General features: G+C 58.8%; 22 protein-coding genes and 1 tRNA gene. 14 read left to right on the forward strand and 9 right to left on the reverse strand.

Annotated elements, in window-relative coordinates; genetic code table 11:
* Window positions 1-80: 80 nt before the first annotated feature.
* From SynA1560_RS09885 to SynA1560_RS09900, 4 genes are read left to right on the forward strand one after another with little or no spacing between them, the layout of a single operon-like run.
* Window positions 81-809 carry a response regulator transcription factor gene (locus SynA1560_RS09885; protein ID WP_186469117.1) on the forward strand — a complete coding sequence of 243 codons (729 nt, stop codon included), beginning with the start codon at window positions 81-83 and terminating at the stop codon, window positions 807-809.
* Window positions 809-1,966 (forward strand): sensor histidine kinase, encoded by a 1,158-nt coding sequence (locus tag SynA1560_RS09890; protein WP_370523238.1) that lies wholly within the window; start codon window positions 809-811, stop codon window positions 1,964-1,966. Before SynA1560_RS09885 ends, SynA1560_RS09890 begins: the two co-directional genes overlap by 1 nt.
* 13 nt (window positions 1,967-1,979) lie before the next feature.
* Window positions 1,980-2,699: a pseudouridine synthase gene (locus tag SynA1560_RS09895; RefSeq protein ID WP_186469119.1), complete on the forward strand. Its 720-nt coding sequence runs from the start codon at window positions 1,980-1,982 to the stop codon at window positions 2,697-2,699.
* 19 nt (window positions 2,700-2,718) lie between these two features.
* Entirely contained in the window at window positions 2,719-3,516 is a 798-nt protein-coding gene (locus SynA1560_RS09900; RefSeq protein ID WP_186500406.1) for a RodZ family helix-turn-helix domain-containing protein, read from the forward strand.
* Here the strand turns inward: SynA1560_RS09900 and malQ are convergent.
* Together malQ and SynA1560_RS09910 are read right to left on the reverse strand one after the other, a co-directional pair.
* Window positions 3,480-5,000 carry a 4-alpha-glucanotransferase gene (malQ, locus tag SynA1560_RS09905; RefSeq protein ID WP_186500407.1) on the reverse strand — a complete coding sequence of 507 codons (1,521 nt, stop codon included), beginning with the start codon at window positions 4,998-5,000 and terminating at the stop codon, window positions 3,480-3,482. The two genes, SynA1560_RS09900 and malQ, sit on opposite strands and share 37 nt — an antisense overlap.
* Before the next feature lie 34 nt (window positions 5,001-5,034).
* The gene (locus SynA1560_RS09910; protein ID WP_370523147.1) at window positions 5,035-6,063 is read right to left on the reverse strand and encodes an NAD(P)-dependent oxidoreductase; all 1,029 of its coding nucleotides are present in this window, start codon (window positions 6,061-6,063) and stop codon (window positions 5,035-5,037) included.
* Window positions 6,064-6,140: 77 nt separating this feature from the next.
* On the opposite strand from SynA1560_RS09910, the gene SynA1560_RS09915 reads away from it, so the two are divergent.
* Window positions 6,141-7,136: an LCP family protein gene (locus SynA1560_RS09915; RefSeq protein WP_186500408.1), complete on the forward strand. Its 996-nt coding sequence runs from the start codon at window positions 6,141-6,143 to the stop codon at window positions 7,134-7,136.
* On the opposite strand, the gene SynA1560_RS09920 is transcribed toward SynA1560_RS09915, so the two are convergent.
* Window positions 7,075-7,608 (reverse strand): hypothetical protein, encoded by a 534-nt coding sequence (locus SynA1560_RS09920; protein WP_186500409.1) that lies wholly within the window; start codon window positions 7,606-7,608, stop codon window positions 7,075-7,077. The genes SynA1560_RS09915 and SynA1560_RS09920 overlap by 62 nt on opposite strands.
* A gap of 98 nt (window positions 7,609-7,706) precedes the next feature.
* Between SynA1560_RS09920 and SynA1560_RS09925 the strand changes: the two genes are divergently transcribed.
* Both SynA1560_RS09925 and SynA1560_RS09930 read left to right on the forward strand, forming a co-directional pair.
* Complete coding sequence (locus SynA1560_RS09925; RefSeq protein ID WP_186469125.1) at window positions 7,707-8,702, forward strand: ribose-phosphate pyrophosphokinase; 996 nt, start codon at window positions 7,707-7,709, stop codon at window positions 8,700-8,702.
* Between the two features lie 25 nt (window positions 8,703-8,727).
* Window positions 8,728-9,861: a glycoside hydrolase family 10 protein gene (locus SynA1560_RS09930; RefSeq protein WP_186500410.1), complete on the forward strand. Its 1,134-nt coding sequence runs from the start codon at window positions 8,728-8,730 to the stop codon at window positions 9,859-9,861.
* A 67-nt stretch (window positions 9,862-9,928) separates the two neighbouring features.
* Here SynA1560_RS09930 and SynA1560_RS09935 read toward each other — a convergent pair whose 3' ends face one another.
* The 5 genes from SynA1560_RS09935 to SynA1560_RS09955 all read right to left on the reverse strand — a co-directional run bounded on the left by SynA1560_RS09935 (window position 9,929) and on the right by SynA1560_RS09955 (window position 14,423).
* Complete coding sequence (locus SynA1560_RS09935) at window positions 9,929-10,186, reverse strand: hypothetical protein (protein ID WP_222930206.1); 258 nt, start codon at window positions 10,184-10,186, stop codon at window positions 9,929-9,931.
* Between the two features lie 64 nt (window positions 10,187-10,250).
* Entirely contained in the window at window positions 10,251-10,454 is a 204-nt protein-coding gene (locus SynA1560_RS09940) for a hypothetical protein (protein ID WP_186469128.1), read from the reverse strand.
* 101 nt (window positions 10,455-10,555) lie between these two features.
* Window positions 10,556-13,186, reverse strand: a complete 2,631-nt coding sequence (gene pepN, locus SynA1560_RS09945) for an aminopeptidase N (protein ID WP_186500412.1) — start codon at window positions 13,184-13,186, stop codon at window positions 10,556-10,558.
* A 151-nt stretch (window positions 13,187-13,337) separates the two neighbouring features.
* The gene (locus tag SynA1560_RS09950; protein WP_186469130.1) at window positions 13,338-13,796 is read right to left on the reverse strand and encodes a cAMP phosphodiesterase; all 459 of its coding nucleotides are present in this window, start codon (window positions 13,794-13,796) and stop codon (window positions 13,338-13,340) included.
* 54 nt (window positions 13,797-13,850) lie between these two features.
* Window positions 13,851-14,423, reverse strand: a complete 573-nt coding sequence (locus SynA1560_RS09955; protein WP_186469131.1) for a hypothetical protein — start codon at window positions 14,421-14,423, stop codon at window positions 13,851-13,853.
* Between the two features lie 103 nt (window positions 14,424-14,526).
* On the opposite strand from SynA1560_RS09955, the gene SynA1560_RS09960 reads away from it, so the two are divergent.
* A complete protein-coding gene (locus SynA1560_RS09960; RefSeq protein WP_186469132.1) occupies window positions 14,527-15,678 on the forward strand; it encodes a histidine kinase in 1,152 nt (383 codons plus the stop codon).
* A 41-nt stretch (window positions 15,679-15,719) separates the two neighbouring features.
* Window positions 15,720-15,792: transfer RNA gene (locus tag SynA1560_RS09965), tRNA-Glu, on the forward strand.
* Between the two features lie 136 nt (window positions 15,793-15,928).
* On the opposite strand, the gene SynA1560_RS09970 is transcribed toward SynA1560_RS09965, so the two are convergent.
* Complete coding sequence (locus SynA1560_RS09970; protein ID WP_186471159.1) at window positions 15,929-16,450, reverse strand: SRPBCC family protein; 522 nt, start codon at window positions 16,448-16,450, stop codon at window positions 15,929-15,931.
* A 160-nt stretch (window positions 16,451-16,610) separates the two neighbouring features.
* Here SynA1560_RS09970 and petH point away from each other — a divergent pair, with 160 nt between their 5' ends.
* The 5 genes from petH to SynA1560_RS09995 all read left to right on the forward strand — a co-directional run bounded on the left by petH (window position 16,611) and on the right by SynA1560_RS09995 (window position 22,561).
* Entirely contained in the window at window positions 16,611-17,795 is a 1,185-nt protein-coding gene (gene petH, locus SynA1560_RS09975; protein WP_186500413.1) for a ferredoxin--NADP reductase, read from the forward strand.
* A 173-nt stretch (window positions 17,796-17,968) separates the two neighbouring features.
* Window positions 17,969-19,492: a glucose-6-phosphate dehydrogenase gene (zwf, locus tag SynA1560_RS09980; protein WP_186469134.1), complete on the forward strand. Its 1,524-nt coding sequence runs from the start codon at window positions 17,969-17,971 to the stop codon at window positions 19,490-19,492.
* 42 nt (window positions 19,493-19,534) lie between these two features.
* On the forward strand, window positions 19,535-20,818 hold the full coding sequence (locus SynA1560_RS09985) for a glucose-6-phosphate dehydrogenase assembly protein OpcA (RefSeq protein ID WP_186469135.1): 1,284 nt from the start codon (window positions 19,535-19,537) through the stop codon (window positions 20,816-20,818).
* A gap of 43 nt (window positions 20,819-20,861) precedes the next feature.
* The gene (locus tag SynA1560_RS09990; protein WP_186500414.1) at window positions 20,862-22,259 is read left to right on the forward strand and encodes a cobyrinate a,c-diamide synthase; all 1,398 of its coding nucleotides are present in this window, start codon (window positions 20,862-20,864) and stop codon (window positions 22,257-22,259) included.
* Window positions 22,202-22,561: an acylphosphatase gene (locus tag SynA1560_RS09995; protein ID WP_186469137.1), complete on the forward strand. Its 360-nt coding sequence runs from the start codon at window positions 22,202-22,204 to the stop codon at window positions 22,559-22,561. The genes SynA1560_RS09990 and SynA1560_RS09995 overlap by 58 nt, the downstream gene beginning before the upstream one ends.
* Window positions 22,562-22,641 lie beyond the last annotated feature (80 nt).

The raw sequence follows: 22,641 nt of genomic DNA on the forward strand, positions 1-22,641 counted from the left end.
TACCACTGATCAACAAATTTTCCGCTCAAATGACGAGGCAGATGGTTCAGGGCAGAATGTGATTAACTCTGAATTTGCCGGTGTCTGCAGCCCTAGCCAGTGCCGTCAGCACAGCTCGACTGCTGGTTGTCGAAGACGATGACTCCATCAGAGAAACCGTGCAGGAAGCCCTCAGAGCGGAAGGGTTCGATGTCACAACCTGTCAAAACGGCAGCGATGCTTTAACACTGCTCACCACAACAGCCGCAGAAGGCATCGATGCCTTAGTGCTCGACCTGATGCTGCCAGGTATGGGCGGCCTCGACCTCTGCAGAGAATTGCGCAAACGCGGAATCACCACGCCGATTCTGGTGGTGAGTGCCAGGGACAGCGAAACCGATCGTGTGCTTGGACTCGAGGTTGGAGCGGATGACTACCTGGTCAAGCCGTTTGGCCTGCGTGAGTTGGTGGCCCGCTGCCGTGCCCTGCTGCGCCGATCACAGCAGATCCAACCCAGCCCCGGGGAGGAGCAGGAAACCATCGAACACGACAACCTCTGCCTTTACAGCAGGGAATGCCGAATCACGCGGGACGGCGAAGATCTGAATCTGTCACCCAAGGAATTCCGGATTCTGGAATTGCTGATGCGCAATCCGAAGCGGGTCTGGAGTCGCGACCAGCTGCTCGAGCGCATCTGGGGCGTCGACTACGTGGGCGACACCAAAACAGTGGATGTTCACATCCGGTGGCTGAGGGAAAAAATTGAATCGACGCCATCGGCACCCCAACACATCCGAACCGTACGAGGTTTCGGCTACCGGTTCGGCTAATCACCGTGAGCTCAGGCGCATCGCTCTTTCTTGGCATCACGATCGGTGTGTTAACAAGTTGGGCGCTGCACCATCGCTGGCCCCGCCAGGATCGGAAACGACAGGACGCCAGCAAAACGCCACCGGTGATCTCGGGCTATTCGCTCAGCACAGCCCAATTGTTGGCTTGGATTGACGCCGCCACCCAGGGATGGTTGATCCTCACACCGGATTTGACCATCGGCTACCTCAATTCAAGGGCCGAACGCCTACTGCGGTTTTCCAGCAATCTTTTGGTGCGCGGACAACCACTCGACCACGTGTTGTCCGTGCCTCAGCTTGAAGAGGCGATTGTCAGCGTGCGACATCAGCAGCGACCGCAGCGCTGCGAATGGGATCAACAAGGTGCTCCCTTGGAAGCGATTGTTCTGCCAGGCTCGGATGAATGGCTGCTGGTGCTCCTGCAGAGTCGCCAGTCCCTGGAGGCGCAGCAGCAGCAACAGGAGCGATGGGTAAGCGATGTCGCCCATGAATTAAAGACACCTCTCACCGCTTTGATGCTGGTGAGTGACCGTCTGGAGGGATCCGTATCTGATCAGGACAGTGTTCTTGTGGAGCGTCTGCAACGGGAACTGAAACGCCTGCAGCTGATGGTGGAGGATCTACTGGAGCTGTCCCGGCTGGAGAACGTGCTTCCCCACGAACAAGGGAGCTACTCACCGGTCTGCCTGGATCAGCTGGTGGATGCGGCTTGGAACAGCATTCGCCCTCTGGCGGATCACCGACAGGTGTCACTCATGCTCAACACCGAAGAGCCAGGGCCGCTGCTGGGAGATCAGAGTCGACTGCATCGCGCCGTGCTCAATCTTCTCGACAATGCCCTGCGGTATTCACCCGATGGGAACTGTGTTGAAGTGGAGATCCTCCCGAGCGGAGGGTGGTGGTTGCTCTCCGTTCGAGACCATGGCCCTGGCTTGAGCGAGCGCGATCTCAGCAACATGTTCCAACGCTTTTATCGCGGCGACCCGTCTCGCGCCCGCTCCAATCGCAGCGGCAGTGGTCTGGGACTATCAATCGTGCAGCAAATCGCCGTCAATCACGGCGGCAGGGTGCAAGCCAGGAATCACCCTGATGGTGGTACCTCCATCGAACTGCTGCTTCCCCGCGGCGTGCGCTGATGCAAGACCGAGCTTGATGCAACAGAGATTGCAGAAACTGATCGCCGCTGCAGGACTCTGCTCAAGACGCCGAGCAGAGGAGTGGATGCTTCAAGGCCGTGTAGCCGTGAATGGCCAAGTGGCATCCCTAGGAGATCAAGCTGACCCTTCCAGCGATCAAATCACGATTGATGGCAAGCCCCTGCCGATGGGAACCGCACCAAGAGTGCTGCTACTCAACAAACCGATGGGTGTGATCAGCAGTTGCCATGACCCCCAGGGTCGGCCCACCGTTTTAGAGCTGATCCCACTGGCGTTCAGGCAGGGACTGCACCCGGTGGGCCGCCTGGATGCGGACAGCAGAGGAGCACTGCTGCTGAGCAACCATGGTGACCTCACCTTGAAACTCACGCATCCCCGCTACGAGCACCAGAAGACCTATCAGGTGACGGTGGCTGGAGCACCAAGCCAAGGGAGCCTGCAACGCTGGCGAGAGGGCATCGAACTGGATGGATCCCGCACCCTGCCGGCCTTGGTGCGCCTGATCTCAAGACGACAGGGCAACAGCAAGCTAGAGGTGACCCTCCGAGAAGGACGAAACCGCCAGATCCGCAGAACTGCAGCCAAACTGGGACATCCAGTGACCGATCTGAAGCGGATCGCGATCGGAGGCCTCTCCCTTGGATCCTTACCAGAGGGCTGCTGGAGAGAGATCCCCGAGCAAGAATGGCGGAGCCTGATCAGCAACGCATGAGGCGGGGCGCGAAGCAGCCATGGCTCTGATTCAACGTTCACTCTTCTCGTTGTGGAGAAAGCAGCGCACGCAGGAATCAACGGGAGACGACCTCGCCTCTGATGCCGACCCCCTGTTCGAAGCAGGGCGGCGATTGCGGGAGCACCGTGAGCAGCGCGGCTTAAGCCTCCGGGATCTATCCCGTGAAGTGCGCATCACGACCCCAGTTCTGGAAGCCTTGGAGAGGGGCTGGTCCGATCGCCTCCCCGAGCCGGCCTACCTGGTGGCCATGCTTCACCGGCTGGAGCAATATCTCGATCTCGAACCAGAAAGTTTGAGCGGTGCCCTGCCCAAACACTTCTTCCAGCAACAACTGCCGAAGGATCAACGGCGCACTCGCTTCACGCTGGGCAGCATCGACATCTTCACCACCTGGCAAGGCAGCGTGGTGTACGGCGTTGTGATCACGGTCTCACTGCTGGCGTTGAACCAGCAGCAACGGCAACTGGCCATCAACAACACCAAATCGTTCACGCCAGTGGCACTCAACCTGCAACAGCCAGACAAACAAGAGGCAACCCAGCCAGCACCTGGTTTGCTGGAACTGAACCTGCTGCAACCCAGCACCATCATCATCATCAGCAGTGAAGGTGGCGAGACCAGCGACTTGCGCGGCGTGACCGGTGAACTGAAATTGCAACTGCTTCCACCCCTGGAGTTACGCGTGGAACCGGCACCCGATGAGGGTGCGGTGCAATGGAACGGACGTCCCCAACAGCCCATCCAGGAGGCCGCCGGGACTTATCGCCTTTCCCAGGCCTCGGCGCGCAAGCCGTAACCCAGAAGCGCTCCATCAACGGCCTCATCCAACGACGCAAGCCGCCAATCCCAGTTGCCACCGACCGTGCCCGGAGTGTTGAAACGGGCTGCGTCATCCAGATGCAACAAGTCTTGGAGCGGAGCAATCACAAGCTGAGCGGTGGAGGCCATGCCGAGCTCCAGTAATTGCCATCCAGGCGCGTCGACTGGACCATCCACGCACGCAGCAAAGCGCTGCCGGGATCCCTCATCCAGCCGCTGCCACCAACCCAGACTGGTGGGGTTGTCATGGGTTCCCGGGTAGACGACCCACTGAGACCCTTGAATGTTTGCGGGGAGATAGGGGTTGTTGGGATTCCCATCAAAAGCGAACTGCAACACCTTCATCCCTGGAAGATGAAACCGATCCCGCAGCCGCTCCACATCCGGCGTGATTACACCCAGATCTTCCGCCACCAGCGGCAACCGGCCTCCGGCATCACGTCGGAGCAACCCGAGCAGCTCTGCACCAGGTGAACGTCGCCATCGCCCCCGCATGGCGGTGTCATCACTGCCGGGAACGGACCAGTAGGAGGCCAGGGCACGAAAATGGTCGAGGCGTAGTTGATCCACCAGCGCCCACTGACGCTTCAGCCGATCACGCCACCAACGGAATCGCGTGCGCCGGTGACGTCCCCAGCTGTAGACCGGCGTCCCCCAGAGTTGGCCGGTCGCTGAAAAGTAATCCGGCGGTACACCGCTCTGTTCACGGAGGCATCCATCGGCAGCGATCGAAAACAGATCGCGGTGACTCCAAACATCGGCGCTGTCGCGAGCGACATAAAAAGGCAGATCACCGAGGATCTCTACGCCCAACTGTGCGCCAAGACAGCGAAGCCGCTGCCACTGGCGATCGAGGTGCCACTGGAGCAGCTCCTGCTCCAGCAGATCATCCTGATGATCACCTTTCCAGGCCTGCAACACGTCCTGATCGTGCCGGGCCAACCCTGCTGCCCACTGCCACCAGGGCTGATGGTTGTGCTGCTCCCGCAGCACCATGAAGGCCGCATGATCCTCCAGCCAACGGGCTTGATCGTTGCGCCAGTGATGGAAGGCTCGATGTCGCGCAGGGTCTTGCTGCGACCAGCACCGTCGCAAGCCGCGACCGAGGCCGCCCGCCCGCTCCAGGGCCAACTGAAAATCCAGCCGGGGACGAACGATGCCAGCACCTGGCAGTGCCGCTTCATCCGCGCGCGACAGGAATCCCTCGTCCACGAGGTCCGTCGCATCGAGCAACCAGGGATTGAGAGCAAAACTGGATGGAGAGCTGTAGGGCGACCCCGTGCCATCCGGAGGTGCAAGGGGCAACACCTGCCACACCCCAATGCCATGCCGTGCCAGAGCATGGATCCACTGACGCGCCGAAGCGCCAAGACCTCCACAGGTGGGGCTGCCGGGCAGTGCAGTCGGGTGGAGAAGAACGCCGACTCTGCGGCGCGACTTCAGGCCAGTGGATTGCGACATCGCCATCACCGATCACCCCCAGGAACTGGCGTCATCAGAACAGTGCCGCATCACCGAGATCCTGGCCTTCCATCCCGTCGCGCACAACACGCTCAAAGAACTGCTCCAGGGTGTCGGTGCCATAGGACGGCGTTGCATCACTGTCGTATTGCTGGCGCTGTTCGTCCCACACCAACATGGACTCAGCGGCGTAGTAGCGACCGATCTTGCCAAACTCGGCAGTGTCTTGCAGCGCTGGAAACCGCTGCGAAAGGAACTCCAGAACACCCACGGGAACATCCATCAGGGCAATCGGGAGAGAAATCATCCAGGGCTTCTTGCCGAGAGCCTTGAACAGCATTTCCCCCTGCTGACGAGCACTCAAGGCAGCACCAGGTCCCCCGATCGGCAACACCTGATTGACCTTGTCACGATCAGCGACGCAATCGACGATGAAAGCAGCCAAATCGGCCTCGCTGATGGGTTTGCAACTGGCGAGCTCTCCTCCTTCAAACATCACATAGGGAGCACCTTTGCGACAGCTTTCAACTTGAGCACCGAGGCTTTTAAAAAAGGCAGTGGGTCGCACAATCGAATAACTGACGTCGTCGCCTTCACGCAACTTGGCTTCCAAGGCCAGTTTCGCTTTCTGAAATTCCAAGAGCGGCTTCTGCACGCAAATGGCCGAGAGCAACACGAAGTGAGCCATCCCCGCCTGTCGCCCCTGCTCGTAGGTGTTCAGGGTGGCTTCGTAGTCAATGGCCCATGAATCCTTGCGGCCACCCGTTCGTGATGCCAAGCAGCTGATCACCACATCGGTGGGTTGATCAAAGGCTTGGGCAGCCAATGAATCCGGTTGGGTGACATCGCCGAAGCGAACCTCAGCGCCGGGGAAATCAGCAATAACACTGTCTTGCCCCTGGCGACCGCCAATGCCGCTGCGCTCGCGGGCGAACGCCACGACGTTGTAGCCACGCTGCACCAGCTCTTTCACCACGAACCGTCCGATGTAACCGGTGGCGCCGAAAACCACAACGCGCACCTGGTCGGGCGATCGGTCACGGAACGCGTCGTTCGCAAGCATTGGCATATCGTCAACACCCCCCATTATTCGCGGAAAACCAGGCCAGACTGCGAGTCGGAGACGGATGACACGGCGCAATGAAGGGTGAGGCAGCGAGGAGCGAGGCATCCTCGAAACAGCGTGAGCGCTGGCTGGGTAGTCGCCCCTTCCGCACCATCCTCCGCATTGCTGCTGCTGTGGGCGGAGCCGCCCTAATGGCGGGAGGTCTGGGACTCATCTGGCCTGAACCGGATCCCATGGCGGAAACACCGCCCACTGCCGACGATCCCGCCAGCTTGGCACCGCTTCCCAAGCAGCCCGTGATGGTGCTCGTGGTGGGACTCGATGGCGACGGTCTCAATGACATGAGCAACCAAGCCGCACCTCTTGGACCCGCCAACGCCGACAGCCTGATGCTGCTCAACGTCAGTGCCGGCGGACCCTTACAAGTGCTTCAACTACCGATCGAGCTGGCGGTGAACCTGCCGGGTCAAGACGAGCTTCAATCCCTTTCAGCCACCTACCGGCAGGGAGGTGTCTCCCTCACTGCTGATGTGATCGCTGAAGTGGTGGGCCTCGATGAAGGGAAACCGGATCGCTACGTGGTGATGCCCCGTGAAGCGCTCAGGACTCTGGTGGATGGGCTTGGTGAAGTCGACGTCACCCTCAATCAGACCTATTCGCGTCAAGATCTCGCTCAGAACTACAGCGTCAATCTTCAAGCAGGTCGGCAGACCTTGAATGGTCAACAGGCGGAGCAATTGGCGCGACATAAAGCCAATCCAGGTGATGAAGAAGACCGGCGCCGGCGTCAGCAGAAGCTGTTGAGCGGGATTCACGATCAACTCAATCAACCGAATGCCATCACCCTCCTGCCAACAGTGGTCGGTGCGCTGTCATTGCAGATCGAGACGGATCTAACCCCCCCGGAGATCCTCAGCCTTGCTGCTGGAGTCCTGAGTAGCCAAGAGGCTCCCGAGATCAGTCAGCTCCAACTGACGCCGCGGGTCGGTCAACAGCTGCTTCGGGAACTTAAACCTGACCAGCCACTGCCGCTCTGGCCGTTGCTTGCCAACGAAGGCGCAGGCAGCTGACCAACCCTGCAGGATCGTCATCCGGCCCCTGCAGACAACCGCACCACGGCAACCCATCGGTACGGCGAAGCTCTGGTGACCAAGTGCCACCCATCTGTGCCAGACCCACCAGAGAGAGATTGAGCTCGTGAGCCAACGCCACAGAGGCACGAACGATGCCGGCAAAACGCCCATCGGAGCGGGGTTCGGCGAGCATCAACACAGAACAACGCCAAGCCGCTAACGCGTCCAACCAACTGCCATAGCCCGATTCATCGACAGCAGCGTCACCACTGATCTGCAACAGCGTGAAAGGCTCGGAAGCAGAAGAGCTCATCTCCGTCAGCGTCTGCAGCAGAGGATGGGGCGGTTGACCACAACCTTCCTGCACCAGAAGGGCATCAAGGGCGCGAGCGAGATCGTGACAGGCCGCTGACATCAGCCGGTCTGGCAGGACACCAGCACCGACCACGACCAGGAGGTTCTGAGGCATGGAATCACCCTAGGAGGCTCAGTTTGAAAAGCGCCTGTGGGTCGTCTGGACCTCGCAGCACTACGATCGGGGTACCGAATTTTTCGTTCGCGGGCATCGTGACCGGATTCCTGACTGCAGCCCGCGCCGAACAGGAGAAGATTCAGCACGACACCCGTCGTCTGAGGCTGTTCAGCGGCACCTCGAACCCAGGGCTATCCCGTGAGATTGCCGCCTACCTCGGCGTGCCTGATGGTCCAAGGGTTTGCAAGCGTTTTGCAGACGGTGAGCTGTACGTCCAGATTCAGGAATCCATTCGCGGCTGCGACGTCTTCTTGATTCAGCCCACTTGTGCTCCGGTGAACGATCACCTCATGGAGTTGCTGATCATGGTGGATGCCTGCCGGCGCGCCTCAGCACGTCAAATCACCGCCGTGGTCCCGTATTACGGCTACGCCAGGGCTGACCGCAAAACGGCTGGACGTGAGTCCATCACCGCAAAGCTCACCGCGAATCTGCTGGTGACCTCGGGAGTGGACCGGGTGCTGGCCATGGATCTTCATTCGGCTCAGATCCAAGGCTATTTCGACATTCCCTGCGATCACATCTACGGATCACCCGTGCTGGCGGATTACCTCTCTGATCAAGATCTTGGTGATTTGGTTGTGGTGTCTCCCGATGTCGGTGGTGTTGCCCGGGCACGCGCCTTCGCCAAACAAATGGATGATGCGCCGCTGGCCATCATCGACAAACGACGGACCGGCCACAACATGGCCGAAAGCCTGACCGTGATCGGTGATGTGGATGGACGCACCGCCATTCTCATCGACGACATGATCGATACCGGTGGCACCATCTGCGCTGGCGCCCGTCTGCTGCGTCAGCAGGGAGCACGCCGTGTGATTGCCTGTGCCTCCCACCCGGTGTTTTCTCCTCCTGCCGCAGAACGCCTCTCAGAAGAAGGGCTGTTTGAACAGGTCGTTGTGACCAATTCGATCCCGATTCCTGCGGACCGCACGTTCCCGCAGCTCCAAGTGCTCTCCGTCGCCAACATGCTCGGAGAAGCCATTTGGCGCATCCATGAGGAGAGTTCGGTCAGCTCCATGTTCCGCTGATCCAGCCACCCGACCTCAACGGGTGATGCGTCGGCGACTGACGGTTGCGCTTGCTGGGGTGTTAGCCCTGTGGATGGGTGCACCGGTTGCAGCCGGTTTGCCCACTGCTCAACGCAAGCGCACGCTCGGGGTTTGGCTCACCAATAGTCCAAGCCGGTTGTATTACGACCGGGCAGAAATGACTCGAGCCCTGAATGAACTGCAAGCTGCTGGGTTCAATGCCATTTATCCCAACGTTTGGAGTCGGGGCACCACCTTCCACCGCAGCCAGTTTGCTCCTGTTGAACCGGCCTTGATCAAAGCCGGCATTGAGCTCGATCCCATCTGCACCCTGGCGAAAGAAGCCCGCCAGAGAGGCATGACCATCATTCCCTGGTTCGAATACGGCTTGATGGAACCGGCCGACGCAGCCGTGGTGCAAAACAACCCCGAATGGGTGCTCGCCAAGGCGAACGGCAGCCGCAGCATGACGATGCACGGCAAGCAGATGTCTTGGTTGAATCCAGCGCATCCACAAGTGCGTGAACGTTTCATCGGGCTGGTGCTTGAGGTGATGCAACGCTGCCGCGTCAATGGCCTCCAGTTGGATGACCACTTCGCGTGGCCCGTGGAATTTGGCTACGACGCTTACACCTCTGCCCTGTACGAACAGGACACAGGGGCACCACCTCCCAAAAATCACACCAACCGCTATTGGATGACATGGAGACGCCGCCAACTCACGGGATTGCTGCGTGAACTTCGCCAGCGACTCAACAAAGAATCCTTGCCACAGCGCATCAGCCTGTCGCCGGGGCCCTTTCGGTTCGCTTACAACCACTGGCTCCAGGATTGGGAACTGTGGGCAGTGGGCGAACTGATCGACGATCTCGTCGTTCAGAACTATGCCTATTCACTGAAAGGGTTTGCCAAAGACCTGAATCAACCTGCTCTGCGTAAGGCCAGACAGTGGGGCCTTCCCATACAAATTGGCATACTCGCTGGATTTGGAAAACGCACGACACCTATTCCAATTCTTGCCGAGAAAAAACGGCTTAGCAATGAACAAGGCTACGGCGTGATCTACTTCTATTGGGAGGGATTATGGGGGGTCCACAGCGGCATAGAAGGGGCATCTTTTCGCAGAAAAGCTTTGCAACAGATGGGAAGCGCGAACTAATCAATCTCCATCTGGTGGAGACAACTTGATTGACACAATCAACGTATCGGTAAAACCGAAGCGAACGCTAGCTCAATGGCGGATAAGATTCCTTGCAAATACCGATCACTTCCATCAGAGGCATTTCAGTTTGCTGCTCGTAAATAAAATCAGCGACACAATCACAATACTTTGATTTTTGCTCCCGATAAGCACTGTCATCTATTTTTTCATCACCCATACAGCTTGTCTTAAAAACATCACCTGCACTGGATTCAATTTCAGCAATGGCAGGATGCATTGAGAGCAGGAGAGATGAAATAAATAAAGAGAATTGCACAACCATAACCAAAAAAGAAAGTACTCAATTGATTCGTCCGAAACAATTAAGCAAGAAGATTGATCAACCCTCAAAGCACCGAATTCAACCAATCAATGAATACCTGATTCACTTCATCGGGAGTGAACTGCGTTTTCTTGAAAGCAGCCAGGATGGCACCTGGATGCCGTTCACTGCAGGCGCAGCGTGCTTCATCTGCATCGGCAACCCTGAGGCGATCAATGCCTGCACCTCCCCGAGGGACGTGCCAGAACACCGCATAGTTGTAATCCATGACCCCTCAAGAGGAAGGACACTCTTCTGGTAGCCACGAATGCGCCTCAGTGGGCTGGATTTCCGCGAATCAGCAATCGGGGGAATCAAGCCAGCGAACCATCAAGCCTGCATCAGGCTGACCACTTCTCGTGTGTTCGTGGACAGGTCTGCTTCAGCCAGAATTGATAACGCCATCTTCACAGCCGCTTGGCGCTCAGCGCCATAGGTGCGCCAACGGCTGAACACCTTGGCCAGACGTGAAGCCGTAATCGGGTTGCGCTGATCCACGGCAATGATCTGCTCGGCCATGAATCGATATCCACTGCCATCCAGTGCGTGGAACACCCTGGGATTGCCCACAAGGCCGCCCAGTACCGCGCGCACGGAATTCGGAGCCATCGGGTCATAGTTCGGGTGTTCCAGCAAAGCCGCCACCCGCGCCAGTGCATCGGTGCGTGGTGTCGATGCTTCCAAAGCAAACCAAGTGTCAAAAATCACAGGACGCTCCTGCCAGCGGTCGTGAAAAGCCTTCAGGGCCTGATCACGTTCCTGGCAATCCAACGGCTGCAACGCCCGCAGGCCTGAGCGTGCAAGGGTCATCGACGCACCATGCACCGCTTGAACAGCTGAAAGTCGCGCCGTTGCATCGCCTGCAGCCGCAAGCCAGCTCCAGATCAATCCGGTGAGTTGGCGCTCTCCCTGACCGGCAGGCCAAGGCTGTTCTAGCCCTGAGGCCACGCTATTCAGGCGAGCTTGCAGCAGCGACGCCAGCTGGGAACCCAGGTGGGCACGTAGTTCGCAGGCAGCGCGTTCCAGGGCCGGAGGATCTGCTTCGGTCTGGAGCGCTTCCAGCTCCGCTTGTCCAGGAAACGCCAGCAACGTGGCCAACACAGCCGGATCCTTCTCACCCTGATCAGACAACAGTTGACGGAGCGCCTCCAGCATGCGTGTCTCCAGCGCAAGCGCAGGAGTGCCGGCAGCACGAGCCAGCATCAGCTGTTTCCAGAGCTGCTGTCCTGCATCCCAACGCGCAAAAGCATCGTCATCCCCTGCAAACAGGGCAAACAGTTCGTCCGTTGACTGACCGGCATCCCAGGTGACCGGCGCAGAAAAATTGCGAAACAGTGACAGAACAGGGGGGTTGGCTGCGGGTGGCAAGCCCTCGATCACCACCGTCTGTCGTTGCTGATCGAGCACTAGCAAGCGTTCCTTCCCAGGACGACCGTTGGGCTGAAGGGCTGCCCAAAGCACGGGAATCACCAGCGGCAGCTTCTCCGGCTGACCCGGCGTGGGAGCCGTGATCTGCTCCAGGGTGAGTGTCAGTCGTCCCTCCTCGCCATTCCATTGCGAGCCGACCGTGACCCGGGGCGTTCCAGCCTGGTGGTACCAACGGCAGAATTGATCGGGGTCAAATCCCAAAGCCTGACCATCGGAGCAGGCTCCTTCGACGATGGCGGTCACGAAATCTTCCGTTGTAGCGGCTTCACCGTCGTGACGTTTGAAATAGAGGCGCGTTCCTTGCATAAACCGCTCGGGGCCCAGCAATGTGCGCAACATACGGATTAGTTCTGCACCTTTTTCGTAGATGGTTGTGGTGTAGAAATTATCAATCGCCTGGTAGGCATCAGGCTTTACCGGATGCGCGGTCGGCCCAGCATCTTCTCGAAATTGCGTGTTGCGCAGCATCGCTGCATCCTCGATTCGTTTCAACGCCTCGGAGTGCAGGTCAGCAGTGAAGCATTGATCTCGAAAAACAGTGAGGCCCTCCTTCAATGACAACTGAAACCAGTCGCGGCATGTGATGCGATTGCCGGACCAGTTGTGGAAATACTCATGACCAACGACACTTTCAATCCGCTCGAGTTCGCCATCCGTGGCCGACTCCGCATCAGCCAGTACCAATTTGGAGTTGAAAATATTCAACCCCTTGTTCTCCATCGCGCCCATGTTGAAGTGGCGCACAGCGACGGTATTGAACTCATCGAGGTCGTATTCCAGGCCATACACCGATTCGTCCCAGGCCATGGACCGTTTCAGTGATGCCATGGCATGGGCCGTAAACGGTTCATCACCAGCTTCCACATGAAGCCTGAGCGTGATGTCACGACCCGAAGCAGTCACATACTGATCGCGGATCTCCCTGAGATCACCGGCAACAAGCGCAAATAGATACGACGGCTTGGGGAACGGGTCTTCCCAGATCGCTACATGGCGCGAGGGATCCTCAGCCAAGGGGTCCGAACTGATGGGATTGCCGTTGGACAACAGCACCGGATAGCGCTCGCGATCGGCCTCGATGCGCACGCGAAAACGGCTCAACACATCGGGCCGGTCGGGATGGAAGGTGATCCGCCGGAATCCCTCGGCCTCACACTGCGTTGTGAGCATCCCACCGCTCACGTACAACCCCTCCAGGGACGTGTTGGCCTTGGGATCGAGGCGGCTGACTGTTGTCAGTTGAAAGGGGTGTGCGGGAGTGTTCGGGAGCACCAGCCCGTCACCATCCAGGGAGTAGGCCTCCGGCGGAAGAGGCTGGTTGTCGATAGCAATCGACACCAGCTCGAGATCAACGCCCCGAAGCACCATGGCTTTGGACGCCCCGCCGTGCTTCGGTTCCACCTGAAACTCAGCCGTCACGGTCACGAGCTGTTCGCCAACGACCACATTCAGGGCGATGGCAGGAATACGAAACGGATATGGCTGGTAATCACTCAGACGAACCGTGGACTGGGGTGCAGCGGTGGAAACCATGACCAGCTCATGCTGCTGTGATCCTGCCTCGCATCAGCAGCAAACGGTGGGAGGGAAAACCTCACTCAAGCGGGAGAAAACCCCATCAGGACGATCCCGGCCGTTGCACATCGGCGACCGCCGGGAGGGATCCGTTGATTTGAAGCTGATCTCAGTTGGCGCCAGCCTGCTTCTCGATCGCTTCTTCCACCTTTTCCTTCACATCCTCGGGGACGAGATCAGGACAGAACTGCATCGCACCGGTGATGATCTGGAATTCAGCCCCAGCAAACAGCTGCTCGTTGGTGAGCTTTTTGCTGCCAGCAGAAGCAACGAGGCCACCGTGACGGCCATTGAGCAGCTGCACGTAGGTGGCAGCGGCGATACCAACTGCTTTGGGAAACTCAAGGCCTGCGGTACGGGCATTACAGACATAGGAAGACCCCATGCCGCGGTAGAGAAACACGTCCTCATTCGACGCAGGTTTCGTAGCCTGGCCCGTAGCTTGAGCGAATGCTGCGGGACCTCCCAGCAGGATCGGCATCAGAGCCAGGGGAGCAGCCAATGCTGCACGGATTCGACGGATGGAAGTCAAGAGTCCTGACTTAAGAATGCGGCCATGGTGCCGCATCTGATCGGTTCCGCACCACCTGCTTCAGCACTGAATGCAAACCGTCCTCGTTGGTCAGCTGGGGATGGGCGCTGACGCATCCTCGAGACGCGTTTCATGGTGGTGTTCAACGATCTCCAATTCCCCTTTCTGCCAGCTGTAGATGGCACGGGAACGGAAACGATCCTGATCAATCAGACGGGTGTATTCCTGAACATCCCAATCGAGGTAATGCGACTCAAACACCACTTCATGCTCATCCACCTGACGGATCTGCGTGCGCGCTTCCACTTCTTCGAGATAGGCACGACTGCGTTGAAGCTGATGTCCAAGCAAAGTTGCTTCCATCACACCCTCGCGCTGGTAGCGGGGTTTCCGTTCAAAAAAGTCTGTGTCGTGCTCCGGCCACCAACTCATTCGATAGCGCGGCTTGCCGACTCTTGATTCAGCGAAAATTTCGACCCGAATCATCATGTCGAGGAAGAGAACCTCCTCGTTTTTGAAAACGTATTGGCGGCGCGACCGCCAGAGACCGAGGTTGCGTGCGAACCACCTGCGCAGATTGCTGTCGAGATGCACCCGTGTTGAAGCCGGAGGCTCTCCGTCTGGAGGCTGAGCACCGCGACGTTCAACGGGGAGAAGGGGCATGAACTGTTTGACCTGACAACAGTCTGTTCAAAATCGTCTTAGCGGTTCTGCTGCGCTTTGCAAAAACCCATAAGGTGAGGCTCAACTTTCGGAGCCACATCTGGTGGTCGGGATCGATCCCACACCACGTCAACAGCTGACACTGCTCCTCGTTGCAGGTCGTCATCACCTTTCCAGTGGTGATCTGCGTTCATTGATCCAGTTTCTGGAGCATGAGGACTGCGGCTTTGACGTGACACTCCAGGTGGCAGATCCGGTTCAGCAGCCGGAGCTGCTCGAACTACACCGTCTGGTTGTGACACCAGCCCTGGTCAAACTTCAACCACTTCCCAAACAGGTATTTGCTGGAAGCAGCATCTTTCAACAGCTGCGTGGCTGGGTTCCACGCTGGCAACAGGATGAAGTGGTGAGTGGTCTTGGCTTAAGCCTCAAGCCCACTGAACTGGATGGCAGCCGCACCCAGCGGGAACTGCAACTCGAAGATCAGTTGCTGGTCTTGCGTCAGGAAAACGAAACACTGATCGACCGTCTGCAGTCCCAGGAGCGGCTGCTGCGGATGGTGGCCCACGAACTGCGCACCCCGTTGACCGCCGCAACGCTTGCCGTCCAGAGCCAACAACTGGGGCAGATCGACCTCAACCGTTTCCGTGATGTGCTGAAACGCCGGCTCGAAGAGATCGCCTTGCTCTCCAAAGACCTCCTGGAAGTGGGGAGCACTCGCTGGGAAGCCCTGTTCAACCCACAACGTCTTGACCTGGCCAGCCTTGCCGCCGAGGCCATTCTCGAACTGGAAAAGCTCTGGCTGGGACGAGACGTGACCGTCAACACCGACATCCCAGCGGACCTGCCGTTGGTGTACGCCGATCAGCGACGCATGCGCCAAGTGATTCTCAACCTGCTGGAGAACGCACTCAAGTTCACACAAGACGGAGGAACAATCTCTTTGGCCCTGGTGCATCGCACCAACCAATGGGTTCAGGTCAGTGTCAGTGATAGTGGCCCTGGGATTCCTGAGGCAGAGCAGCAACGCATCTTTCTGGACCGCGTTCGCTTACCGCAGACCTCCGGAGGAACCTCTGGCTTCGGGGTCGGATTGTCCGTCTGCAGACGCATCGTTGAAGTGCACGGCGGGCGGATCTGGGTGGTTTCAGAACCAGGCAAGGGCGCATGCTTCACCTTCAACGTTCCGGTCTGGCACGGACAGGGGCAAGAGAAGTCCATAACTGTCTTGACGGAGGGTCCGTCTGACCCGTAATTTCGTTTAGTGCTCGGGGGATCTCCTGAGATCACGGCCTCGCCCCCATCGTCTAGAGGCCTAGGACACCTCCCTTTCACGGAGGCGACAGGGGTTCGAATCCCCTTGGGGGTACTGATCTTTCAGTCATCATTTTCTAACACTCACTAAGGTGAGTGTTTTTTTATGACAATGACGCCCCGCATCTTCGGTTGTGAAACCCTAACTCTTAATTGAATTCTTCAGTGTGGGACGGTGTGCAATGCCTGAATCAGGCGAATCGACGTTCTGCTTCTGATTCAACCGCCAGCAAATTGGCGCTGAGATCTTGACGAAGACGCTGCTCAATTAGACCAATGGGCATTCCCAAACAGCCCTGAACAGTGAGCTCGTAAAGCATCAACGTTTCATCGGGTACGGACTGCAGTCGCCATGCTCCTTCGAAACGGCGGAAGTCCCCTTTGATCATCCGGAATTGCAGGAAACCTTCCGGTCGGTGCTCGGTCAACTCAAGCTGAACTTCAGCGGAGAACTTCAGACCAAGAACTAGTTGTTGACTGCCAACTTGGGAGAGGGTGACTCGGTTTCCCGTCCGCTCAAGCAGAGTGCTTTGGCTGAGATTAGGGATGAAATTGCTGAGGCCCTCGTAATCGGTGAGCACTTGCCAAAGCTGCTCAACGCTGTAGCGGGTGCGCAATTGAACAGCCAGACGCCGAACTCCTTGCGGCAGACGTTCCACGGTCTGCTCGATCGTCTGCTGACGGCCTCGGATTGCTCGCTGAAGAGTCGGCAAGGGGTCGGCGAAGTTCAACCTGAGAAAGGTAACAACCAGATCCTAATAAAAGTGCGCAGTCCGTCCAGCCAATCATCCGAAACAACCCTGTGACAGCTGGGTAAGAAATTGAGTCGTCACGCCTATGATCGCCCGGTCTCGAACGGGAAGCCTTCAACTCATGCGTGTCAGCTCGGCGGGTACCAGCACCTTCAACGAACGGATGTTCACGTTGGTCGTCGTTGGGCTGCAGTCCGGTTCTCAACGCAGATCCGAACAACGCATCAATGTTGCCTATAACCAGTTACAGGCCACTGTCCAGCGCATCAACGCTGCAGGCGGACGCATTCAGTCGGTGACGGCTGCCGGCGCTCCTGCCCAAGCAACGCCTGATGCACCGGCCCCCAAGCCGACGCCCGCCAAGGCCGCTGCGAAACCCACCGCAACCAAGGCCAAGGCCGCCAAACCTGCTCACAACTCCGTGCCCGTCAATCTCTACAAGCCGAAATCTCCCTTCATCGGCACCGTCACCGAGAACTACAGCCTTTTGGACGAAGGGGCCATCGGCCGAGTTCAGCACATCACCTTCGACCTCAGCGGTGGCGATCCTCACCTCGAGTACGTCGAAGGGCAATCCATTGGCATCATTCCCGAGGGCACGGATGCCAAAGGCAAACCCCACAAACTTCGCCTTTATTCCATCGCCAGCACTCGCCATGGCGACAACATGGAGGACAACACCGTCTCGCTCTGCGTTCGTCAACTCGAGTATCAGAACGAAGCTGGCGAACAGATCAAGGGCGTTTGCTCCACTTATCTCTGCGACATCAAGCCTGGGTCCAAGGTCAAGATCACAGGTCCTGTCGGCAAAGAAATGCTGCTTCCTGACGACGAGGAAGCCAACGTGATCATGTTGGCCACAGGCACGGGCATCGCTCCGATGCGCACCTACCTGCGTCGCATGTTCGACCCTTCAGAGCGCGAAAAGAACGGTTGGACCTTCCGAGGCAAAGCCTGGCTGTTCATGGGCGCACCCAAGACACCAAATCTTCTTTACGACGCCGACTTCGAGCACTATCAGACTGAGTTTCCCGACAACTTCCGCTACACCAAGGCGATCAGTCGCGAGCAGCAGAATGCCAAGGGTGGTCGTATGTACATCCAGGACCGTGTGTTGGAGCATGCCGAAGAGATCTTCTCGATGATCGAGGATCCCAAGACCCATGTCTACATGTGCGGTCTGCGCGGTATGGAGCCCGGCATCGATGAAGCCATGACCGCTGCCGCTGCGGCCAAGGGACTCGACTGGTCCGAACTTCGACCGCAGCTGAAAAAAGCCGACCGCTGGCATGTCGAAACGTATTGATGACACGCCAAAGCCTGGTTCATTCTTGATTGGATGCTCCGAACCCGCCCAATGGCGGGTTTTTTAATGCGTGTCGAAGTTGTGACGAGACGGCCACAAATCATGGCGTGATGTGCTGCGGCACTGTCATCTCGAGGATTCCTGGTTAAACCTGCGACAGAGATTGCAGTGCCATGAGCGCAACGATCACGAACCCGTTGAGGGTGGGGCTGCGTCAAGAGCGCGTGATCGCCCCACAGTGTCTGGTGATCTTCGGAGCCAGCGGTGACCTCACCCACCGCAAACTGGTACCGGCGCTCTTTGAGCTCTTCAAGCAACGACGACTGCCCAGTGAATTCGCACTGCTCGGCTGCGCTCGCAGGCCATGGAGCGACAACGAATTCCGCCAAAAGATGGCAGCCGCGATGGAGAGCACCATCGCGGAAAATCCTGAGGCCTGGGAACAATTCTCAGCGGGCATGTTCTACGAGCCCGTGGATCTCCAGCAACCCGAAGATCTGGTGAAGCTGGGACATCGGCTGCATGAAATCGACCGGTTGAGGGCTACTCGCAACAACCGCACCTTCTATCTGTCGGTGTCTCCGAAGTTTTATGCCGGCGGCTGCAGAGCCCTCGCCGATGCAGGCCTGCTGAAAGACCCGGAGCGCAGCCGGGTGGTGATCGAAAAACCCTTTGGTCGGGATTACAGCAGTGCCCAAGCCCTCAATCGCGTGGTGCAGAGCTGCGGACAGGAAAACCAGATCTTCCGGATCGATCACTATCTCGGAAAGGAAACTGTTCAGAACATCATGGTTCTGCGGTTCGCTAACACCATTTTTGAGCCGATCTGGAATCGCAACTACATCTCAAGCGTCCAAATCACAGCGGCAGAAACGGTTGGCGTGGAGGAACGCGCTGGCTACTACGAAACCTCTGGTGCACTCAGGGACATGGTGCAGAACCACCTGACCCAAATGCTGGCCATCACGGCCATGGAAACCCCCGGGCGCTTTGATCCTGAAGCGATCCGAAGTGAAAAAGCCAAGGTTCTGCAAGCCGCACGCCTGGCCGATGAGAACGAGCCTTGGAACTGTTGCATCCGCGGCCAGTACGGACCAGGGGGCACGCATGAATCTCCCTTGCTTGGTTATCGCCAGGAGCACGGGGTCGACCCGAACAGCACCACGGAAACCTATGTGGCGATGAAGCTGTTCATCGACAACTGGCGTTGGCAGGGGGTGCCCTTTTACGTCAGAACGGGGAAACGCCTGCCAAAACGACTGAGCGAAGTGGTGCTGACCTTCCGCGAAGCGCCGGTGCATTTGTTCGATGCAGCCGGAGGCGGGCCCACTGCCAATCAACTCATCCTGCGCATTCAGCCCGATGAAGGCGCAGAGTTCAAATTCGAAGTGAAGTCACCCGGTTCCGGCATGCGCAGCCGCCCGGTGGAAATGGAGTTTTCCTACGACGAGTCGTTTGGAGAACCCTCCGACGAGGGGTATGTGCGGCTCCTGGCAGACGCCATGCTGAGCGATCCAACTCTGTTCACCCGCAGTGATGAGGTCGAAGCCGCCTGGCGCCTTTACACCCCTCTGCTGGAACTGATCGAAGACAGCCCATGGCAGCTGCCGATCCATCCCTATGAATCCCGCACCTGGGGCCCCGCGGCCTCCGATGCCCTGCTCGCACGCGACGGATTGCTGTGGCGCCGACCCTGACCTGATCCGCCCTCTCCGACCTGCTCCACCCAACGGTTCGCCATGTCTCCCCAGCTCACCCTTCAGACCCCTCTAGAGCTTCCGCCTTCGGAAGTTCCCAACTACCTGGAACAGCTCTGGTCACGCGATCAGCCCAACAACACCGGGGCGCACACCTTCTGCCTATTGATTTGGCAACCGGCCTGGGTGGAACAGCAACTGGTTCGGACGGGGCGGCTGGATGGGCCCATCACCGGTGTGCAACGAACGCAGCTGATCGAAGCGGGACGCAAGGCGGTGGTCGACGGCGATCTGCCCATCAGCACCCCACCACTGACCGAGGCCGTGGCCCGTTGCCTGAGTCAGATGGATGGCGATCACACCAGTGAAGATCTCCGTGGTCAGCATGTGGATGCGGTCCTCAGCCATTTGCGTCCACGCCGGCTGATCACCCTTGCGCCCAGTCTGAAAGCAGAGCAGCCGATGGAAACCCTCGTGGCCGCCTATTGCCCACTTCCAGAGGAAGGTGGCGGAACAGCGGTTTGCGGAGATGTGGTGGTGCTACGCGGTGGAAAGCCATCTCTGGTGCAAGGGTTGTCAATCCTTGATCCGCTCTTGCCCGAGGAACTGCCCGCTTGGGTTTGGTGGAACGGAGCCCTCGATGAGGCCCCCGATTTGCTGCAGCAACTGGCCAGCGCACCACGGCGACTGATCCTCGATTCAGCACTGGGAGACCCCAGGCTCTGCCTCGGTCTTCTCGCCGACAGAATCGCAGCCAATCAGGCCGTCAATGATCTCAATTGGCTGCGTTTGGGCAGCTGGCATCAGACGCTGGCGATGGTGTTTGATCCGCCGCACCGGCGGGATGCCTTGGGCCACGTGGTGCAGCTCGACATTGACGTCGAGGGCGATCATCCGGTGCAAGGCCTGCTGCTGGGCTCTTGGATCGCGGATCGCCTGGGTTGGACGCTGGACACCCATCAGCACCATTCGGACCAGAGCATCACCGCCACGTTCAAGCGGCCTGATGGCACCGCAGTGAAGATGCGTGTGGCACCAGTTCCCATGGGTCAGCCCAGTATTCATCCCGGACAAATTGTGGGACTCCGACTGATCTGTAAGCCCGATGACCAACCGGCGATGTGCGTCATTCTCTGCACAGAATCCGGAGGCTGCATGCGCCTCGAAGCCGGTGGCATGGCAAGTCTGGAGCTGATTGAAGAGGTTGTGCCGGTGCAGCAGCTGCCCGTGGAAGCCGATGTGTCCCGCCTGCTAGAAGGCGGCCATGACTCCACCAATCCGCTCTTGGCAGCAGCGGCTCCATTGGCTGCCAAGCTGATCAGCTGAACCCCCGCTGAGCGGGACCTGACGTCGTTGTTCCGCTCAGACCATGGCCTGCATGATCGCTGCTCCGGCGAGCGGAAGTGGCAAAACCCTGCTCAGCCTCTGTCTCATCGCCTGGGCGAGGCACCATCAACGCAGCATTCAACCCTTCAAGGTTGGGCCTGATTATCTCGACCCTCAGCTGCTCACGCTTGCAGCAGGGCAACCCTGCCGCAACCTCGACCTACCGCTCTGTGGCAAGGCCTGGGTCAATCAGAGCTTTAACGGCTACGGAGGTCGCAGCCATCTGGCCCTGATTGAGGGCGTCATGGGTCTCTATGACGGCATTGGCTGCAGTTCAGAAGGGAGCAGCGCCGATGTGGCCATCCAGCTCAGACTGCCCGTTGTGCTGCTGGTGGATGCCGGAGGGCAGGCCCGATCACTCGCCGCTCTTGTGGCTGGCTTCCGTGCGCTCGACCCACGCCTGCAGCTGGCGGGTGTGGTACTGAACCGGGTCAATAGCCTGCGTCATCGAGAACTGCTGGAGGAGGTGCTCGAGCAGATCGGCGTGCGCTGCCTGGGATGCCTGCCGAACGATCCCCGCCTTGACTTACCCAGTCGCCACCTTGGACTGGCACCAGCGCATGAATTGCGACAGCTCGAACCACGGCTCAAGCGCTGGGCCGAGCTCGCCGAAGAGCATCTAGCGATGGACGTGTTTCAGGAGCTGCTCAAGGCTCCCTCTCCCGGTCCCGATCCCATTCAGACCGCGCTTAGCTCTGCCCTCACGGCTGGAGAGCCAATGCCTGCCTTGCCCGTGGCGGTGGCGCAGGACGAAGCCTTCCACTTCCGTTATCCAGAGATGCAGGAGTGTCTGGAAGCCCTCAACATGCCTGTGCTGCCCTGGAGCCCACTGGCAGATGGTCCACCGCCTGAGGAGGCGAGGGGGCTGGTGCTGCCGGGGGGCTTTCCGGAACTGCATGCCGCCCGACTCAGCACCTGCGAACAAAGTTTTGCAGCCCTGCAGAGCTGGATTCAGACAAAGCCGATCTATGCCGAATGCGGCGGCATGTTGCTGCTCGGCCAGAGCCTGGCTGATCCTGAGGGCCGACAGCACCGAATGGCGGGGCTGCTCCCTTTTGAAGCCAAGCGAGGCCGCCTACAGGTGGGCTATCGCACGCTCAAGGTCAGAAGCGACACGCTGCTGATGCGCCGAGGAGAACAACTCAGGGGCCATGAATTTCATCGCTGGAACTTAAGCCAAGAGGCCGATACCACGATGGGCAAAACCGGACCGCTGTGGCAGGTTGAAGGTTGGAAGATCAAGCGAAGAGCTGAGGGATGGAACAGACCCAACCTCCACGCAAGCTGGGTCCACCTCCACTGGGCCGGATCCTCGACGATCTCATGCCGTTGGCGCGCCGCGCTCGCGTCCGCAGCGAAGCGGAACGACGCCGTTGGGTAAGCCGAAGCGATCGTCAACGAACCAACCGATTGCTGGAACGCTGGCGCTTCTTGGTGGAGGGACACGTCCAAGGAGTGGGCTTCAGACAGGCCTGCAGGCGACGCGCCATGGAGCTTGGGCTCAGCGGCTGGGTGCGCAATCTCGCGGATGGACGGGTGGAAGTTCAGGCGGAGGGCGAGTCGCTACCCCTCAACGAAATGCGGCTGTGGTGTGAGCAGGGCTCCAGTGACGCCCGTGTTCGCCTGGTGAGGCCATCCCAGATCCCGATCACCGGCGACGACTGGTTCGAGATCCGAAGCTGAGCCAACGGCAAGCCAACCCTTGGTGTGCTGAGTGGCGGAAGGAGGAAACATGCGATCCTGCGCTGACATGCACTCGTCGA

It is taken from the genome of Synechococcus sp. A15-60 (genome assembly GCF_014280095.1).
GTDB lineage: Bacteria > Cyanobacteriota > Cyanobacteriia > PCC-6307 > Cyanobiaceae > Synechococcus_C.

What these genes read in the sequence shown, in the direction of transcription:
- SynA1560_RS09900 (WP_186500406.1), top strand. Translation starts at nt 2,719, where the DNA reads ATGGCTCTGATTCAACGTTCACTCTTCTCGTTGTGGAGAAAGCAGCGC.
- malQ (WP_186500407.1), bottom strand. Translation starts at nt 5,000, where the DNA reads ATGTCGCAATCCACTGGCCTGAAGTCGCGCCGCAGAGTCGGCGTTCTT.
- SynA1560_RS09910 (WP_370523147.1), bottom strand. Translation starts at nt 6,063, where the DNA reads ATGCTTGCGAACGACGCGTTCCGTGACCGATCGCCCGACCAGGTGCGC.
- SynA1560_RS09915 (WP_186500408.1), top strand. Translation starts at nt 6,141, where the DNA reads ATGAAGGGTGAGGCAGCGAGGAGCGAGGCATCCTCGAAACAGCGTGAG.
- SynA1560_RS09920 (WP_186500409.1), bottom strand. Translation starts at nt 7,608, where the DNA reads ATGCCTCAGAACCTCCTGGTCGTGGTCGGTGCTGGTGTCCTGCCAGAC.
- SynA1560_RS09930 (WP_186500410.1), top strand. Translation starts at nt 8,728, where the DNA reads ATGCGTCGGCGACTGACGGTTGCGCTTGCTGGGGTGTTAGCCCTGTGG.
- SynA1560_RS09935 (WP_222930206.1), bottom strand. Translation starts at nt 10,186, where the DNA reads ATGGTTGTGCAATTCTCTTTATTTATTTCATCTCTCCTGCTCTCAATG.
- SynA1560_RS09940 (WP_186469128.1), bottom strand. Translation starts at nt 10,454, where the DNA reads ATGGATTACAACTATGCGGTGTTCTGGCACGTCCCTCGGGGAGGTGCA.
- pepN (WP_186500412.1), bottom strand. Translation starts at nt 13,186, where the DNA reads ATGGTTTCCACCGCTGCACCCCAGTCCACGGTTCGTCTGAGTGATTAC.
- SynA1560_RS09950 (WP_186469130.1), bottom strand. Translation starts at nt 13,796, where the DNA reads ATGCGGCACCATGGCCGCATTCTTAAGTCAGGACTCTTGACTTCCATC.
- SynA1560_RS09955 (WP_186469131.1), bottom strand. Translation starts at nt 14,423, where the DNA reads ATGCCCCTTCTCCCCGTTGAACGTCGCGGTGCTCAGCCTCCAGACGGA.
- petH (WP_186500413.1), top strand. Translation starts at nt 16,611, where the DNA reads ATGCGTGTCAGCTCGGCGGGTACCAGCACCTTCAACGAACGGATGTTC.
- zwf (WP_186469134.1), top strand. Translation starts at nt 17,969, where the DNA reads ATGAGCGCAACGATCACGAACCCGTTGAGGGTGGGGCTGCGTCAAGAG.
- SynA1560_RS09985 (WP_186469135.1), top strand. Translation starts at nt 19,535, where the DNA reads ATGTCTCCCCAGCTCACCCTTCAGACCCCTCTAGAGCTTCCGCCTTCG.
- SynA1560_RS09990 (WP_186500414.1), top strand. Translation starts at nt 20,862, where the DNA reads ATGGCCTGCATGATCGCTGCTCCGGCGAGCGGAAGTGGCAAAACCCTG.
- SynA1560_RS09995 (WP_186469137.1), top strand. Translation starts at nt 22,202, where the DNA reads ATGCCGTTGGCGCGCCGCGCTCGCGTCCGCAGCGAAGCGGAACGACGC.